Source organism: Streptomyces sp. NPDC001599 (genome assembly GCF_042893535.1).
Classification (GTDB): Bacteria; Actinomycetota; Actinomycetes; order Streptomycetales; family Streptomycetaceae; genus Streptomyces.
Window position 1 is genome coordinate 114228 of record NZ_JBIAVA010000003.1, and the last position, 16227, is coordinate 130454.

General features: G+C 66.6%; 9 protein-coding genes and 2 pseudogenes. 6 read left to right on the top strand and 5 right to left on the bottom strand.

What is annotated here, in order from left to right; genetic code table 11:
• Positions 1-169: 169 nt before the first annotated feature.
• On the bottom strand, positions 170-1162 hold the full coding sequence (locus ACFYZ3_RS09290) for an Acg family FMN-binding oxidoreductase (protein ID WP_388514974.1): 993 nt from the start codon (positions 1160-1162) through the stop codon (positions 170-172).
• A 441-nt stretch (positions 1163-1603) separates the two neighbouring features.
• On the opposite strand from ACFYZ3_RS09290, the gene ACFYZ3_RS09295 reads away from it, so the two are divergent.
• From ACFYZ3_RS09295 to ACFYZ3_RS09305, 3 genes are all read left to right on the top strand, one after another.
• Positions 1604-2233: a pyridoxamine 5'-phosphate oxidase family protein gene (locus tag ACFYZ3_RS09295; protein WP_388514975.1), complete on the top strand. Its 630-nt coding sequence runs from the start codon at positions 1604-1606 to the stop codon at positions 2231-2233.
• 765 nt (positions 2234-2998) lie between these two features.
• Positions 2999-3436 carry a hypothetical protein gene (locus ACFYZ3_RS09300; RefSeq protein ID WP_388514976.1) on the top strand — a complete coding sequence of 146 codons (438 nt, stop codon included), beginning with the start codon at positions 2999-3001 and terminating at the stop codon, positions 3434-3436.
• 48 nt (positions 3437-3484) lie between these two features.
• Positions 3485-7081 carry a hypothetical protein gene (locus ACFYZ3_RS09305; protein WP_388514977.1) on the top strand — a complete coding sequence of 1199 codons (3597 nt, stop codon included), beginning with the start codon at positions 3485-3487 and terminating at the stop codon, positions 7079-7081.
• An 8-nt stretch (positions 7082-7089) separates the two neighbouring features.
• Here ACFYZ3_RS09305 and ACFYZ3_RS09310 read toward each other — a convergent pair.
• A pseudogene (locus ACFYZ3_RS09310) lies at positions 7090-7522 on the bottom strand (transposase); the annotation flags it as partial.
• Between the two features lie 132 nt (positions 7523-7654).
• Between ACFYZ3_RS09310 and ACFYZ3_RS09315 the strand changes: the two are divergent.
• Positions 7655-8866 carry an IS256 family transposase gene (locus ACFYZ3_RS09315; protein ID WP_388514978.1) on the top strand — a complete coding sequence of 404 codons (1212 nt, stop codon included), beginning with the start codon at positions 7655-7657 and terminating at the stop codon, positions 8864-8866.
• 44 nt (positions 8867-8910) lie between these two features.
• Here ACFYZ3_RS09315 and ACFYZ3_RS09320 read toward each other — a convergent pair.
• Positions 8911-9261, bottom strand: a pseudogene (locus ACFYZ3_RS09320) (transposase); the annotation flags it as partial.
• Between the two features lie 32 nt (positions 9262-9293).
• On the opposite strand from ACFYZ3_RS09320, the gene ACFYZ3_RS09325 reads away from it, so the two are divergent.
• Together ACFYZ3_RS09325 and ACFYZ3_RS09330 are read left to right on the top strand one after the other, a co-directional pair.
• Entirely contained in the window at positions 9294-11465 is a 2172-nt protein-coding gene (locus tag ACFYZ3_RS09325) for an ATP-dependent endonuclease (RefSeq protein WP_388514979.1), read from the top strand.
• Positions 11452-12939: a UvrD-helicase domain-containing protein gene (locus tag ACFYZ3_RS09330; RefSeq protein WP_388514981.1), complete on the top strand. Its 1488-nt coding sequence runs from the start codon at positions 11452-11454 to the stop codon at positions 12937-12939. Before ACFYZ3_RS09325 ends, ACFYZ3_RS09330 begins: the two co-directional genes overlap by 14 nt.
• 371 nt (positions 12940-13310) lie before the next feature.
• Here ACFYZ3_RS09330 and ACFYZ3_RS09335 read toward each other — a convergent pair whose 3' ends face one another.
• Positions 13311-14000, bottom strand: a complete 690-nt coding sequence (locus ACFYZ3_RS09335; RefSeq protein ID WP_388514982.1) for a hypothetical protein — start codon at positions 13998-14000, stop codon at positions 13311-13313.
• A complete protein-coding gene (locus ACFYZ3_RS09340; protein ID WP_388514984.1) occupies positions 13997-16213 on the bottom strand; it encodes a hypothetical protein in 2217 nt (738 codons plus the stop codon). The genes ACFYZ3_RS09335 and ACFYZ3_RS09340 overlap by 4 nt, the downstream gene beginning before the upstream one ends.
• Between the last annotated feature and the right edge of the window lie 14 nt (positions 16214-16227).

The window sequence follows — 16227 nt, forward strand, 5'->3', positions numbered from 1 at the left end:
GCGGCAGGGCCCGCACCGACGGTTGACGTCATCACAGGCAGCCTCCGCTCTGTGTGAACATGCTGCGTTCTCCCTTGAGGGGTACCTCATCGCCCTTCGTGCTGCATCCGGGCGTGGCCGGCCCAGTGCGTCGCCCGTGCCGGCCGGCCCGAGTGGGGGAGAGCGTCCCTCAGCCAATACTCAATACATCCGGTACGGGCCGTCGAGGCGTGGCCGGCCCCTTCGGCCCGTAGCCCAGACGAAGCACCATCTGTACATGGCCGACCCCTGATCCGGGGTCCCGGGCCAGCAGGCGCAGCTCCCGGTCCTCCAGCGGATGCGAGGTCAAGGACGTGGACAGACCCGCCAGGGTGCTCTCCAGCAGAACGCGTTCCAGTGCCTGGCCGGCCATCAGCCAGTCCCTGGGTCCGTCACTGCGGGTACCGAGCAGAGCCAGACGGAAAGTGCGCTCGAAGTCCGCATCTCCTCGATCGGGCACCTGCCCACGTCCGGAAAAGTCGCGCACCGGGGCCTTGCCGTCCCGCCTGCGCGGCCCGAAGGCGTACGCGGGGACGCCGTCGACAGCGGTGTCCACCCCACTGCCCAGCCTTGTCCAGCGCACCAGGTCCTCGTTCCCTTCCGCGCGCACCAGATCGCGGCTCTCGGCATCGCGGACCAGTTCGAGCAGGGTTTCGACATGCCACGGACCAGGGAAGAGCAAAGTCGCCCCTTCTCGAGCCGCGGCCGCTTGCAACGTGGCCCGGACGCTCTCGGGGACGTCTTTCTCGGAGAACGGGTGACGGCTTGTGCGCCGCTGTCGTATCGCCGGGTGCAGCCGCCACAGATCCTTCTCCTGCGGTGCCTCCGACAGATCGGCCAGCTGAACGGACGCGAGAAGCAGCGGGTCCCGCGGGTCGGGAAGCAATCGGGTACGTGGCACCAGGGACGCGTGCACCGCGGCGACGCGAAGGTTGAAGAGCGCCGCCCCGCAGCCGATGTGCAGCGCCCGGTTCCCGGGGTCGGACCGGGGCATGGCCCGATCCGGGTCGGCGCGCAACAGTACGAGACGTTCGGCTGCGAGGAAACGGAAACGCCACGGTTGCGCGTTGTGCATGGACGGGGCTGCCGTGGCTTCGGCCACCAAGGTGGTCACTGTCTGCCGGTCGAGTTGAACCTGAACCATGGAGCCCTCCTGGTGACCCGCCGACGGCCCGGCCCCCCGACCGGACATCAGGGTGCTGAGGTTGCCTTCCGTCGGCTTCCGTTCTGTGCTCGCGGCGCCCGCAGGACCGTCTCGCGGTCGTCTCGCCGCACGACTTACTTCGCCACCTCCAGCGTTCATCGAGCGTGCGGTCAGCGGGAAAGGCCATACGGGCCACCCATCGGTTCCGCCCGGCCCCGGCCCGCGGGACCTTCGGCGCGCACGAGTCCCGTGCGGGAACGGGTCCGGCCGCACGCCGTGCGGTCGACTCCGCCGCGGTTCACTGCGCTGGCGAACGGACGGTGCTTCTGTTCCTCTTGGAGGAAGGCGGAAGGAACGGAGCGGACAGTCGTGCACGCCGATCCAGAACGGTCAGGTGACAGGGCTCAGCCCTCCTCCGAGGCCGGCCGTATGGCCGACCGGATGGCGGTGAGGCGCCAGCAGCTGGGCATCTCTCGCGACGAGCTGGCCAGGCGGGCGGGCATGTCCACGACGTATTTGGGGGAGATCGAGAGCCGGGCCGGCGACTTCGACCCCGGGGCGCTCGCACGGCTCGCGGTCGTGTTGGAGGTGTCCTACGAAGAGCTGACGACCGGCCGGACCGACGCACCGCAGGGTCGGGGAGGGCCGGCCGCACATCCGGTCCTGGTGCGGCTGTCCGAGCAGGAGTGCTGGCAGCGGCTGGGAACGCACGGGATCGGCCGGATCTCCTACACGGCCGACCCGGGCAAGGAAGCTCCGGTGGTGGTACCGGTCAACTTCCTCGTGGACGGGCGAAGCGTCGTCTACCGCACGGATCCGGCCGGCGTGGCGGGAATCCGAGCCGGAGAGCCAGTCGCCTTCGAGGCCGACCACGTCGACGAGCAGACCGGCTTGGGCTGGAGCGTCCTGCTGGCAGGCACCGCCGAGCACCCGACTGAACACGAGTCGCTGGAGGCCCTGGCACGAAGGCGCGGGGCCGGCCCCTGGGCGGGGGGAAGGCGCGACTTGTGGGTCCGTGTCCTGCCGCACCAGGTCAGCGGCCGCGTCATCCAGTCCCTGCGGGAAGCGTAGGCGTCGCCCGTGTCCGCCGGCCCTTGCCCGATGCGGGTTTCGGGCCTTGCGCACCGGCGGTCCGGTTCTGCGGATGCGCGGCATCTGTATACCAAGCGGCAACTGGTAACAACCGGGACCTGGTTCGCATCACGGTTGCCCGGATCGGGTGTTTCACAGGCGCCGGTGAGGCATCAGCCAGTCGCAGGCCCACTCGACCGCCTTGATCTTCGGGCGCCGGGTGAAGTCCCAGGCTGACGGGTGCGTTGGACGGCTTCCAGGCCGATACAGAGGATGCCTCCGTGTGCAACGAAGTGCCTGCCTGGCGCATCGTCAGGTAAGTCAGCATCTGGTCAGCATGGGTCCTGCACTTCCCGAGGCAGGTGTCAGCCGGATTCTCCGCGGAAGCGCAGGCGGGGAACCTTTTTGAACCTTCTTGCCAAGAGGGATCTATATTCCTCAGCATCTTCGAGTGCGAGGGGTGTCGGTGTACAGTGAACAACGCCCCTGACCTGCAGAAAGCGGCGGGGAGCCGTCACATAGGAGTCCAAAGTGCTGCGCACTGTTCTCAAGTCCAAGATCTAGTATTTGGGCATTTGCGCAGCTCAGAGGCGTGATCAGGTCGCTCAAGTCAGCAAGTGGTCAGCATTGGGCGCGCAAGCGTCCTAGCTTGCTGACCTGGTGACCGCCGAGGCGGTGGCCTGGGCGCAGATGCCTCGCTCCCGCTCGGAAGGGTTGCTTCGTGGCTCGTCAGCTCGCTCGCGGTGTGGGGTCGTCCTTCAAGGAATGCGGCTGTGCCAGGCCGGCGCGGTGCCCGCACCCGTACACGATCCGTTTCCGCAATGGCCGGGGAAGCAGGTCGAGGAGGGCGGGTTCGACACGCAGGACGATGCGATCGAACGCCTCACGCAGATCTACCTGGAGAAGAAGCGCACGGCGCCGTCTGTCGCGGAAGTCCGCCGGGAGCTGGGGCAGAAGACGGTGTCGGAATACGCGAAGCAGTGGCTGCCCCGGCAGCGCCGGATGACCGAATATGTTGACCTGATTGCCTCGCCGACACCGTCGGCCTCCAACTCGTCCAGGAAACGCTCCACAACGAGCGGCGTGACGAATATCAGCTTCCGTGAACCCAGGCGCGGAACGATATGGACGTTGATAGAGCGCTGCCGACGCGCTCGTCCGCCTGCGCACCCTCAAGACGATTCTGCGGGACGCCTACGATAAGGGTGCGATGGTGGATGACCGATCAAGGGAGTGCAGGAGCCGGAGTACGTGCGACCGAGGGTGGTCATTCCGGACCTGGCCCATCTGAAGCAGGCTCTGGCTGTCGCAGGCGACGACAAGGTCACCCCCGCACCCCTGGATGGGCCCCACCCCGACCAGCGCACCACGGCCCGCCTTCGGCTGCCCCTCGTACGCGCTGTCTTGAGCCGCTCGATCCCACGCAGCGACACGCCGACTGAAGCCAGCGTCCACCGCCGATCCCTGAGCTATCAGCGCCTGATCGTGCGCTTCCGCATCGTCGTGCGCCTTCGCGCGCCTGTCCGTGTCCCGGGCGTTGTCAGTGCCGGGTGCGACGATGCAGTTGTGACAAAGCCGAACCTCTCCGAATCCGGCACACTGCGAGAGTCTGAGGGCACCAGCGGTGATCGTGGACCGGCCGCGAACGTCTGGGCGCCATGTGCCGGAGATCCGAACCTGCGCACTCCTCCTCCGGCCGGTTCCCCAGGGCGCACGCCTGCGGGGGCGGATCTGGATCTGCATCTTGGCTGGGACCGTTTCGAGAAGCTGATGCTGGCCCTGGCCCGCCGTGTGCTGGGCCTGCGGGACATCCGCTTTCGGCGTTACGGGGTCCAGGGGCAAGAGCAGCACGGCATCGACCTGGCTGGTCGGGAGCCGACGGGTGACTACACGGTCATCCAGTGCAAGGACTACGCGGCGTTCACCGCAAGGGACCTGCGCAAGGCGGTCGAGAAGTTCGCCGTCGGTCGGCGTCCCTTCGATGCCGGCCATCTGATTGTGGCGACTTCTGCCTCCACCGAGGCCACGCAGCTGGCCGACGAGCTGGCCGCGCTTCAGCTCCAATATTCTGATCTCGACTTGGACCTGTGGGGAGCCGAGCAGATCAACCAGCACCTGCGCTACTGCGGCGACATCGTCGCCCAGTTCTGGACGCGGGAGACGGCGGCCGACTTCTGCACGGGCTCTCCGCTGCCAGGGGTGCCGGCTCCACCGCCGGACCGGCAGGAGCAAGCCGAGAGGGTCCTCGTCGGGCCCCTCAACACCGACGATGTGGCGCCGATGCTGCGGGCCGCGGACAGCAGGCGGACCGAGGCACCGGCGGAGTCAGCCAGGCTCTACGGAGACTTGGCGAACCGGCTGTACGTCGCCGGGTACCGGGGACATGCCACCGTCTTGCGGAGAAAGCAGCTCGAGGCGCTCCAAGAGGGCGGTCTGTTCGACGAGGCAGCCGGCTTGGCGGCCGAACTTGCCGCAGCCGCACTCCACCACGGAGACAGCGATCAGGCACGGATCCTGGCCCACCAGCTGGAGCAGTTCGCCCGCGACGCGGCCAGCTCCGGCACGCCAGAGGCTTCGGTCACGGCACGTCACGCCGCTCTCATCAACGCGGCCGTCCAGGACATCGCCCACCCTCTGACCATGAGCCGTCTGGCCCCCGCCCTGGAAGCCGGCGACAAACGCGTTCCCGACTACCGGCCGCTTCTGGTCCTCATGCTCGGCGAGTACCGGCTCGCCACCGAGTTCCATACGCTCGAGGAACTCGACGGCCTCATCAGCGCAGCCCTCGCACAGGCAAAAGACCAGCCAGTAACGGAACAGACGCAGGACATTGTTGTGCGCCTGCGTCTGCTGCGAGCCGAATACGACATCGCGCAACGGCAGGAGCTGCTCCGCGAGGCCAGATGGCACCGGATGAAGGGCCGGCACGCAGCACTCGTCAGTGCGCGCGAGGCGCGACGCTGCGCCCTCGAAGGCCGGGCAGAGGAAGCAGTGGAGAACTGGAGGGATGCCGTCCAGGACGGCATCCACGCGGGACTTGCCGAAGAGGCCGCCGACTGGCTTTACGCCATCCGAGCGGCCAACGCACGGTACGGACCGTGGATGACCGAGATCGATGACGAGCATCGCCTTGCCCAGGCGCTGCGCACGACGGGCACCGGTCGCCTGTTGGACCGCATCCGGGACCCCAGAGCACAGGCGATGTCGGCGCTGGTGAGGGGCAAGCCCACCGAGGCGGTCCTTGCGGCCCGGCGCTGGCTGGCCGACAGCGTGGTCACCGGGAGTTGGGCGGACGAGAGCGAAGCCGTGACGGTGCTCGCGGACCTCTACCGCGACCACAGCGAACCCGCCCTGGCCGCGGCCTACTACCAGCGCGCCGGAAGCAGCGAGAAGCTCGAACAGCTCACCAAGGGCATGGGAGATGAACTGCTTCCCCTGGTGCCCGGCGTGAGCCAACCGTGGTGGGTCCTGCGTGCACGGGCAGCCCTCATTGCGGCACAAGCCGACCTGGGCGAGGACGCGGCGGCCCACGAGCTGTTCGAGGAGATGCTGGACCTGGCCGTACGCGGCAGGGCTGGTGAACTCGTCGATTCGCCTACACGGTCCCTGGCCGTGCAGGCCGCGAAGAGCGCCTGCGCTCTCGCCTCGCGCAGCTCACCTGAACAGGCCGCAGCACTGCTGGACCTGCTCAGCTCCGACGTCCCCCGCCAACCCCATCAGTTCAGTTACACCGACGACGAGCACGCGACCGCATGCGTGGCCATCGCCATGGCACACCCCGAACTCGCCATGCGCGCCCTCACCAGGCTGTTCGATCTCGCCGACGTCCACACCGACAAAGCTCTGAACGTACTTCTAAGGGATCAGACGCTGCGCCTACTGGGCGCCTGGCCGCAGGGCGACAGCTCGGCTGTCGGCACTGCCTCCTGCAGCCCGCTGAGCGATGACGAACAGAACACCCTGCGCGGGCGAGCCGACGAGCTGGTCAAGCGGGAACACTACCTGTCCAACGTGATCCAGGCCGCCCTCACCCCCGGCCATCCCGACGTGCAGGAGCGCGCCAGGACGGCTCGGGATCGCATCCTGAGTCGGCCTGAGCCGGAGCCCAACTCCATGTCCCTGGGCAGCACGATGGTTCCCGACTCGGCCATGGTCTGTCACCTCGCCTCCGATGATCAGCGAGCCTGCCTGAACAAGCTCCTTGCCGTGGCGCGTGATCGACGAGAGTCGGCGTCCAACCGGCAGGACGCTTTGACCGGCGCCCGCAATCTCGTCGTCGACCAAGAGTCGGAGACCAAGGGCACCATCTTCCGTGCGAGTCAGCCCTTTGCCCTGGGCGCGCTCGACGGAAGCCGACTCGACGAGTTCACGGGCCAGGCCCACCCCCTCAGTACCTTGAAGATCAACCTGGGATCCGCGTCGCTGCGCGGCCCCGGACTGCGCCTGGCTGCTGCCTCAGCGACAACAGCTGACGAGCAGGAATGGGTCAAAGAACAGGCAGTTGAACTCCTGCGCAGCGACGATGCCCATGACGTCCAGGAAGCAGCCCTGACACTCAACAGCCTCCCAAGCGACGTCACAGGGGACATTGACGCCCGCTCTCTGGCCAACCACAGCCATGTCACGGCTCGGCAGCTCAGCGCAGTGCTGTGTATGCAGCAGCCCCAGCGCTTTGCCGATACCACGGCTCGTCTTGCCGCAGACCCGAGCGTCCGAGTGCGCCGTACTCTGGCCGAAGCGGCGACAGCTCATGCAGGCCCCGACGCTCCACCAGTAGTCGCGGGACTTCTGGACCGTCTTGGCAAGGACCCCCGGCACAGTGTCCGCGTCTTGGTGCGCGTCCGGTAGAACAAATCTTAGGCCGTGTCCGTAATGTCAGGGAGCCAGAGTTGTAGGCAGGCGAGGGTGACCATGGCTTGGTAGTGGCGGCCGCGTTTGTTGTACCGGGTGGCCAGGGCCTTGAGGTGCTTGAGCTTGTTGCAGCAGCGTTCGACGACAGTGCGGCGCCGGCAGGCGGCACGGTCGAGGTAGTAGCGTCGCTCACCGCGCCGGATACGGCCGTTGATCTGGTCGATCCGTTCCGGGATGGCCGCCCTGGTGCATCGCCTGGGCAGGTAGGCGCGGATCTTCACGGACGAGTAGCCCTTGTCTGCGGCGACCTGCTCCGGTCTGGACCGTGGCCGGCCCGGGGCGCGCGATCCTGATGCGGGCCATTAATGCCTCGAACTGGGTGCAGTCGTTGACGTTCCTGGCGGGATGACGTCCCGCTGTGTGGTGTAGGGGATCTCCGCGCCTGAGTGCGCGGGTTCTGCTCCCTCGGGTGCACCGTCTGCTGGTGACTGCTCCCTGCTCAACTGGCAGGCCACCGTGCAACTGTCCGGAGCGAACGGGCAGTTCGACCCCAGGGGGTGCACGGTGGCCTTGTCCCAGCATGACCTACTTCGCCTGCTTGAGTCACTACGTTCGGCCGATGGTCTTGAACTCGTCCGCGAGGTCGCCGAACGGCTGCTGCAGGAACTGATCGAAGCCGAGGCCACCACAAAGATCGGCGCCGAATGGGGCGAACACACCGACACCCGCACCACCTGGCGCAACGGCCACCGGGAGAAGACGGTGACCACGCAGGCCGGCGACCTCGAGCTCGCGATCCCGAAGCTGCGGGCGGGCAGTTTCTTCCCCAGCTTGCTCGAGCGCCGACGGCGCATCGACCAGGCCCTCTACGCGGTCATCATGGAGGCATACGTCCACGGCGTCTCCACCCGCTCCGTCGACGACCTGGTCAAAGCCCTCGGCTCCGACACCGGGATATCGAAAAGTGAGGTCTCCCGAATCTGCGCGGACCTGGACGAACAGCTGGACGCCTTCCGCACCCGCCCGCTGGACCACATCCGGTTCCCCTACCTCTTCCTCGACGCCACCTATGTCAAAGCCCGCGTCGACCACCGCATCGTCTCCCAGGCCATCGTCATCGCCACCGGCGTCACGCAGGACGGCGGCCGCGAGGTCGTCGGTGTCATGGTCGGCGACAGCGAGACCGAAGCCTTCTGGGCCCAGTTCCTGCGTCACCTGCGCGAACGCGGACTGAGTGGCGTCCGCCTGGTCATCTCCGACAGCCACAGCGGCCTGGTCAAAGCGATCCGCAAGGTCATGCTCGGCTCCTGGCAGCGTTGCCGGGTCCACTTCGTCCGCAACGTCTTCGCCGTGATCCCAAAGGGGTCCGCGGAGATGGTCGCCGCGACGATCCGCACCGTCTTCGCCCAGCCCACCGCGGACGCGGTCCGCACCCAGCTCGACACCGTCGCCGACATGCTCGGCCGACAGTTCCCCAAGGTCAGAGAGATGCTGCTGGAGGCCAAGGAAGACCTGACCGCGTTCGCGGACTTCCCCCACCAGCACTGGAAGAAGATCCAGTCCACGAACCCGCTGGAGCGGCTGAACCGGGAGATCAAACGCCGCACCGACGTCGTCCAGGTCTTCCCGAACCCGCCCGCGGTCCTCCGCCTCGCGACCGCAGTCCTCGCCGAACTCCACGACGAATGGATCGCCTTCCCCCGACGCTACCTCTCCAACGAGAGCATGGACGCCCTCTACTCCGACGACACGATCGTCCTGCCGGCCAGATCAAACGACTGATCGCCTACACCACGACGAGGGACATGACCCCTGGCGGTGAGGGCGATGGCAAAGGCAAGGAGGCGGCCGTGTCCGTCGCAGGCAAGAGGGATCCTTGTTGTCAGTCCGCCGCGAGACCGGCCGATCGCCTCGCCCGGCCAGAGCCCCCTTTTCGGGCCCCGCCGCATGCTGGTGGGCCCGCACGGTGGTGGAGTCACGATCTGCAAGTCGACGGCGCCCACGGCATCGCAATGCTGCTGGACGTTGGCCAACAGGCTGTCCCAGGTGCCATCGGCCGACCAGTAGCGGAAGCGTTCGTAGACCGTCTTCCGCGGGCCGTAGCGTTCGGGCAAATCCCGACAGGCCGAGAACGGCGAGTCGTCTGCGCCCGGCCGCCGCGGGGGTGCGGGGCTGGGGGCAGCGGTCGTGGCAGGGATGATAAGAGCTGTTGCACCATCAGCGTCTGGGGGAACTGTTGTATTTGAACCGCGTGAGGGTTGCTGGTCTGCGGGCGAGCGCCGAAGGGGAGATCGATTGTCAATTGCCCGGGCGTTTCAGTGTCCTGATCGGAGCCAACGGGGCTGGAAAGACGACGATCACCGATTCGTTGTACCTGGCGCACACCAGCCGGTTTCCCCTGCTGCCCCGGCAGAGTTCGGCCGTGTTGGGCACCGGTGGCACGCCGGGGGTCGAGGTGCAGTACCGGCTGGAACCCGCGATGGAGGCCGAGGGCCCCTTGGGGCAGCACATCCGCGACACCTGGCACAGTCCTGCTGACGGCGTCGCCCAAAAGTGGTTCTCGGACCTCGAGCGAAACCTGGGCACAGTCCGTGCCCGGGTCGACCACGACCGCATATTGCAACGCGGGCTGGGGACTGACCCGTTCAAGTTCATCTACCTGCCGGCTTGGCGGCATCCGCTGGACGAGCTGGCTCGTCGTGAGACTCGGATACTTATCGAGCTGCTCCGAGCCCAGCAGGAGCGTCTCGACGGCAGCCGCAGCCTGGTGCCACTGCGGGTGAAGGCCTCCCGACTTTTGGAGAACCTTGCCAAGGACGGGCTCATCGCGGCCGTTGAGGAGCGCGTCAGCGCGCATCTCGCCGCGCTTACGTCCGGGGTGCAGCGTCAGTGGCCATTCGTGCGGGGTCAAGTGATAGACGATTCCTACCTCGCGCGGGTGCTGGAACTGATGCTGGCGGTTGTCGAAGGGCGCTCGTCGGCCCGCCCACTGGAGGTCTCGGGCCTGGGTTACGTAAACCTGCTGCATATGGCGGTGACGCTGGCTGCGATACCCGACTCTGCTGCCCGCGCTGCGGCTGCAGCGAAGGCGCCGGACCCAGCCGAAGATGTCGAGGGATTGTCCCCGGCCGATGAGGAACGACTGGCCAGGGAGAGAAACACACAGGCCACGGCAGAGGCCGAGTCCGAGGCAGACTCCTTTTTCCCTCGCGCCCAGTTCCACGCCACCGTCGTCATCGAGGAACCCGAAGCCCATCTTCATCCTCAACTGCAGCATGCTCTGGTGCGCTATCTGCGGAAAACCGTGCGGGAGCGTCCCGAACTCCAGATCGTGCTGTCCAGTCACGCTACCGACATCATCACCTCCTGCGCCCCCGAAGACCTCGTCGTCGTGCGGCGCACGCCGGAGGGCCAGCGGGTCTGCCGGCCCATCGCGGGGATTGCTATGACCGAGCGGGGCAAGACGCTGCGCATGGCCCGCCTGCACATGGACGCCAGCCGCTCTGCCGCGCTGTTCGCCGAACGGCTCGTCGTCGTCGAGGGCGTGACCGAGGCAGCCCTGCTGCGGGACTTCGGCCGAGCCTGGGCCGGCACGGACGAGGCGAAGCGCGCCTTTGTCGAGGCGCTCAGCATCATGCATGTCGGAACCAAGGTGGGACCATGGACCTCTCGCCTCTTGGCGACGAAGGGCTCAGAGATCTGTACCCGGCTGGCGGTGCTGCGGGACAGTGACAAGCCGTTCGCCGAGCAGCCCGAACCCCCCAGCTGGCTCGACGAGCACGATCCGGCGGTCGTACAGGCCTTCATCAGCCACCCGACGCTGGAGCCGTCCATCACGCAGGGAAACGAGCAGCTCATCAAGACAGCGTTGCGTGACATCGACGCAGCGACTCCTGTACCGATCACCCCGCAAACGGTGCATGATCTCTTCAAGAGCAAACGGAAAGGGAAGAAGGGAGCCCCTGATACCTCTGAGGGGCCGCACAAGAAGGACAAGGCGGCCTTCGCCGACGCACTGGCCTTCCGCCTGAGCGACGCGATCGACCGCGGTGACCCCGTCCACGTCCCGGACCATCTACAGCAGCTGTTCGACTTTCTCTTCCCCCACCCCGCAGACCCGCGTGGCGACGACGGTTCGAAGACGGATGAAGCAGAGCGCGAGGCCGTCTCCTCTGGCGTGTCTCCTGCCGTTCCTGACATCGCGCCGTTCGACGCACCGGCCCCGCCACCGGAGTCTGTGCCGACCGGAGGGTGGCCCACCGCTCCGACACATTTCGCAGACCCCGATCCCTGGGCAGTCGCAACTCGGAACCCTGACCCGTGGGCAGACGCTCCCTGGGGGAACCCCCCGTACGGGGATGGCGACGATGACCAGAGCTGACACCGCCGACTCGCTCACCACAGAGCAACTGATCGCGGCGGCGACGCCGCACCGTCGCGTCTACATCGAAGCTGCCCCCGGTTCCGGCAAGACCACCGTGGCCGCTCAACGCTTCGGCGTCCAGCGTTTCAATGGCAATGACCAACGGGCGGTTGTCGCCGTCAGCTTCACCCGCTCCGCAACCGCCGAGCTCCGCGACCGTGTGCTGCGCCACTGGGGGCACAGCGTCCTTGACTGGCCGCACCGCGTCGTCACACTCGACACCATCGTGTGTGAGCTGCTCACCCACCTTCTGCACACCGGCCACGTGCGCTGGCCCGCAGACCACCGCGAGCTCACGGTCGTCGACCACTGGCGGGTCCTGCTGCCTACTCGGTGGAGCGACTGGGAGCCCACCGTCGTCTTGAGGACAGGACAGGTCGTGGCCCAGACCGTGCGCCGTGCCAGCAAAGCAAACAGGCCCAACGCAGACGACGTCCGCACGGCGCTGAGCGAGGGGTACTGCACCCACCAGGACGCACGCCACGTCTTCGAAACAGCCCTGGACGCGCCCGGCGTACGCGACGTGGTGCGCACCCGCCTCGCCCAGACAGCGCGAGCTCTGATCGTCGACGAAATCTTTGACGCCAACGCACTCGACCTAGCCCTCGTACGACTCGCCGCCGACGCAGGTCTGGAAGTCACCGTTGTCGGCGATCCGTGGCAGGCCCTCTACGCCTTCCGCGGCGCGCGCCCCGAAGAAGTCCCCGCCCTGACGCAAGAAGCCCGCTTTGTCCAGCGGGACCTGCACACCTCGTTTCGATGGACGAGCCCGCGACAAGCACTGCTGGCCGCCGAACTGCGCGCAGGACTGGGCCAGATACTCCCCAAGGGCCCGGCCGAGACCGCGGATGTCCTAATCGCTCTGCAATGGAAGAGCCTGTGGGAGGCAGGCGCTCACGTCCTGCCCCTCGCCTACAAGTCAACCACTGGAAACGTTCAAGAAGCAGCCTGCACCCTGGTGCTCAGCAAAGTCACCCAGCGTATGTTCGGTGAAGACGCCACCTTCCACGCCGACGCTCTCATCACCCTCGGCATCACCCACGACGCGGCGCAACGCCTGCGCCCTCTCCTTCAGTCCATCGTTGACGACCTTGAGGGCACGACCGACACAGCTAAAGTCTGGTCCGCCCTTAACGCGGCTGTTGCCACCGAAACCGACCGCCCTCTCCCCAAAAGGCCACACGCCACCCACATAGCGCGGTTGAAGAACCTGAGTACTCGCCTCCGTAACTCCTCGCGCCTGGTTCCTGGCCTCACCGCCCATCAGGCCAAGGGCCGAGAATGGGACGTCGTCGGAGTCCGACTGACTGATGCGGAGTGCGCAGTACTACGACAAGGCCTCCGCGCGGACAGCGAAGACCATCGCAAGCTCTACGTAGCTCTCACTCGGGCCAGAACACGCACCGTACTTGTCCCGGCAAACGAACTATGACGGCCTACTGCGTCGAGAGCGGAACTGACGCCAGCTCCCCACAGGCCGCCTGGACACGGCCATCGCTCTGAGACTCGCTTTCTCGTTGGGGCTCAGGCGCCGCCGACAGGCGGAAGCGTGGAGGATGGGACGCCTTCACCGTCACCATCACGGGAGACGGTACGTTCCTCTGTCCGGTTGTGCCGGGTCTCCTTCATCCTCGATGGGGAACTGGTGGCCGTGCAGCCGGTAGACCATCTCGTCTGGAGCAGCCAGCATCCGTGCCTGCCGCCAGGCTGCGTCGAATGACAATTGGCTGCCCGCTTCGCGTCGCAGGCGAAGTGCACGCCAGGAAGATAGGGGGTCCAGGACGATCCGCCACAGCGCGGGGCTCATTCCTTGCGCCGCCCTTCCGCAGTACTAGAAGCGACGGAGGAGTCGTCCGGCGAGTCATCGCCCTTCAGCTTCTGGAGCGCGTCGCAGAGCGCGAGCATGGCCCGGTTCTGTAGCTCAATGTCGTTGAAGCCTTGGCCGACCTCTTCCCACTGGTCGAGAATGGGCTGCCACCATTCGTCAGCAGCGACCATCCACCGTGCCAGGCGCTGCCATTCGGCAACCTGCTGAGCGCCCGGCCAATCGCCTTGCTTTTCGATCCGGTCCAGCACGAAAAGGTCGGGCTGCTCGTACAGGTTTGTGCGGAGGAACCGCAGACGCCGTACCCGTGCCTCGTCTGCCTGCTGTTGAGCAAGGTCTTCCCGTGCGCTCTCCGAGAGCGCCAGTTCCACACGGGCAGCCAGGCACCGGTACCCGGTGGCGCGGGTGTGTTCCGGGGCGCCGAGCTCGGCGTTGATGGTGTCCTGCGCGGTGCGCACGTCGACGGCTGGGAAGAGCTGCGCAACCTCGCTGGCCCGCGTTAGGGTCTGGCTGAGGACGAGGTCTTCGAGATTGAGCCGGGTCCGTAACGCGGGGCGCCACTCGATCGTGAACGTGGCCTCGAAGTTGATACCGGGGGTCGCGCAGCGGAGCATCCGTGGCTGGGCGCAGTGGATCGTACGGGCCCGGCGCTGCCAGAACCACCTCACGCCGAATCCCTGTTGAGCTGAAACACTGTGCGGACACGTGGGTCTACGAGACGGTCCCAGAAGTCATTGGCCGCGTTCGTCTCCCCGTCGACCGAGACGTGCTCCAGTGCCTGCATCAGGCTCACGGAAGCCTTGAAGATCTTTTGGCCGCGTAGGACGGGGAGCAAGCCGTCGCGGACGCGGGCGTAGGTGTCGGGGTCGGTCGCTGACTGCCTGACCCATGTGGTGAGGCGGTTGATGGCGTCGGGAGCCGTATCGATGTCTCCCAATAGATCCTGCAAAGCCCGCTTCACGTTCACTTCGGAAGGGACTTCATCGGATAGCAGCCACGGGATGGTGGTGCCTGGTACGGACATCAGGGCCAGGAAGGCTGCGGTGCCGGCCCCGCGGGACCGACCTGACTGCTGCCATGTTCGTACTTCGGTGATGAGCCGCGCCACCCCGGCGGGGTGCTGAGCCTGCTCGATGAAGACTGCGAGGGCCTCAGGCCAGGCTGATTCGTGCCCACTGTTGGCGGCTCGCCGCAGCCGGACCATGGCCATCCTGGCCTGAGAAGACGTGACGTCCGGGGAGTTCAGGACTTGTCGGCAGGCGGCGACCACCGTAGCCGCCCGTTCCTTGCCCGAAGCCCAGCCGTACAGAATGCCCCACGCTTGGCGGCCGATATGCTCGTCCTGTACTGCCTGGACCAAAAGGGCGCTGAGGAGTTCTTCCTTCACTGGGTAGCTCTTGGAGCCGAGCTGTACGAGGTGGTCGACGTTCCCGTGCCGCAGGGTCAGAGCGGCGATGGCATCCACGACGTGCTCGTTCGCCTCGCTGTTGTCCCCAGACATAAGCCACTTGAGCAAGGGATCGCGCATGACCTCGTAGTTGTCCCAGACGTAGGTCAGGATGGCCCTGCCGTAGCCGGGTTGGTCGAAGATGGCTTCGTCGTTGCTGCTAACTCCGGCGCCGACATCGACAACACGGCGGCGCAACCCGCGGCCGGCGAATGCCGCACTTGTCGACGAGGCGAAGTCGCTGCCGCTGGCGACATCGGCGCTGATGATGCGCTGCAGGTCGCGGGCGGCCTTGGCCACTACGGGCATTGGCGCGGATTGGCACACAGCCAGGGCCAGGAGGAGGCAGCGGTCTTCCAGTGGCAGCGACGTGTCCTTGCCTCCATGCCCGGAGACCGTCTCTCCGAACAGGGTGTCGAGTTTGTCTCGCCAGTCGGACATGGCGGACGTGATCCGTTCGAGCAGTCCGGCATCGAGCGCGGACCATGACGACGGGACGTCCATGGGGAGCGACGTGTCAGTCAGCCGTTCGTGTTCCCGCCACGCCAGCATGATCGAGTCCGCGGTGTGAACCGCTTCCACGGCGTCGAGACGGCTTATCGAAGCCTTGCTCTTGTCGACGGAGTGAAGGTAAGCAATCAGCCCAGCGGCCTCGCGAGCCCTCAGCCGGGCTTCCACGACACCCTGGGCCGGCGGCGGCTCGGTGACGTGGACGACGTGAATGCCGGATTGGACCGAGGCGTAGTGATGAGTCCAGAGATCCTTGGCCACGTTCAGGACGAGGTAGGAGCCGAGTCTTTCCAGAAGCCCGGCATGCTCTTCCAACATGGTGAGGAAATCGGCCGAGATCCGGTCGTGCTCAGGGTCCTTGAGGTCGACCTGGTAGGCGTGGCGCTCCTCGGCGGGAAGCCAGCCCACTTTGGGTGTCTTCCAGTCTGCGTCCAGTTTCACGATGTCGGCCTCCTCGCCCGTGTGCTCGGCGAGGAGGTGCAGGGCCAGGGTGGTCGATCCGTACGACCGCGGGGCGACGATGATCAGTACCTGCTTCCGCGGGTGTAACCCCGCCGGATCCAGAGCCTGCTGCCACGTCTCTGCCCATTGGCCTTCGCGGGCGATCGGCTCCTGCTTGATCCTGTGACGAGAAAGCGTGGAGCCTTCGAGGATGCCCGGTTTGCGGGTCTCGTTGATGATCTTGTCGGCGTGGTTGACGAAAAACTCCGGACGGTTCACCGTGATCGGTGCCGGCCCAGTGTCCGGTACGGGGGGCACGACGAACGCTGCCGGGGCGGCCCGGTCAGCGCCAACGGTCTCCGTGCCTTCAGGGGCGCTACTGGTTGGGTCCGGCGGATGCGGAGCCGTGCCATCCGCTCCCGTCGACGGAGAGTCGAGCTCGTCGGGAGAGCGGCGCGAAAAAGGGGAACGGTCATCGGACATGCGCTCTCTGGTTC

What these genes read in the sequence shown, in the direction of transcription:
- ACFYZ3_RS09295 (WP_388514975.1), top strand. Translation starts at nt 1,604, where the DNA reads ATGGCGGTGAGGCGCCAGCAGCTGGGCATCTCTCGCGACGAGCTGGCC.
- ACFYZ3_RS09300 (WP_388514976.1), top strand. Translation starts at nt 2,999, where the DNA reads ATGCGGCTGTGCCAGGCCGGCGCGGTGCCCGCACCCGTACACGATCCG.
- ACFYZ3_RS09340 (WP_388514984.1), bottom strand. Translation starts at nt 16,213, where the DNA reads ATGTCCGATGACCGTTCCCCTTTTTCGCGCCGCTCTCCCGACGAGCTC.
- ACFYZ3_RS09330 (WP_388514981.1), top strand. Translation starts at nt 11,452, where the DNA reads ATGACCAGAGCTGACACCGCCGACTCGCTCACCACAGAGCAACTGATC.
- ACFYZ3_RS09290 (WP_388514974.1), bottom strand. Translation starts at nt 1,162, where the DNA reads ATGGTTCAGGTTCAACTCGACCGGCAGACAGTGACCACCTTGGTGGCC.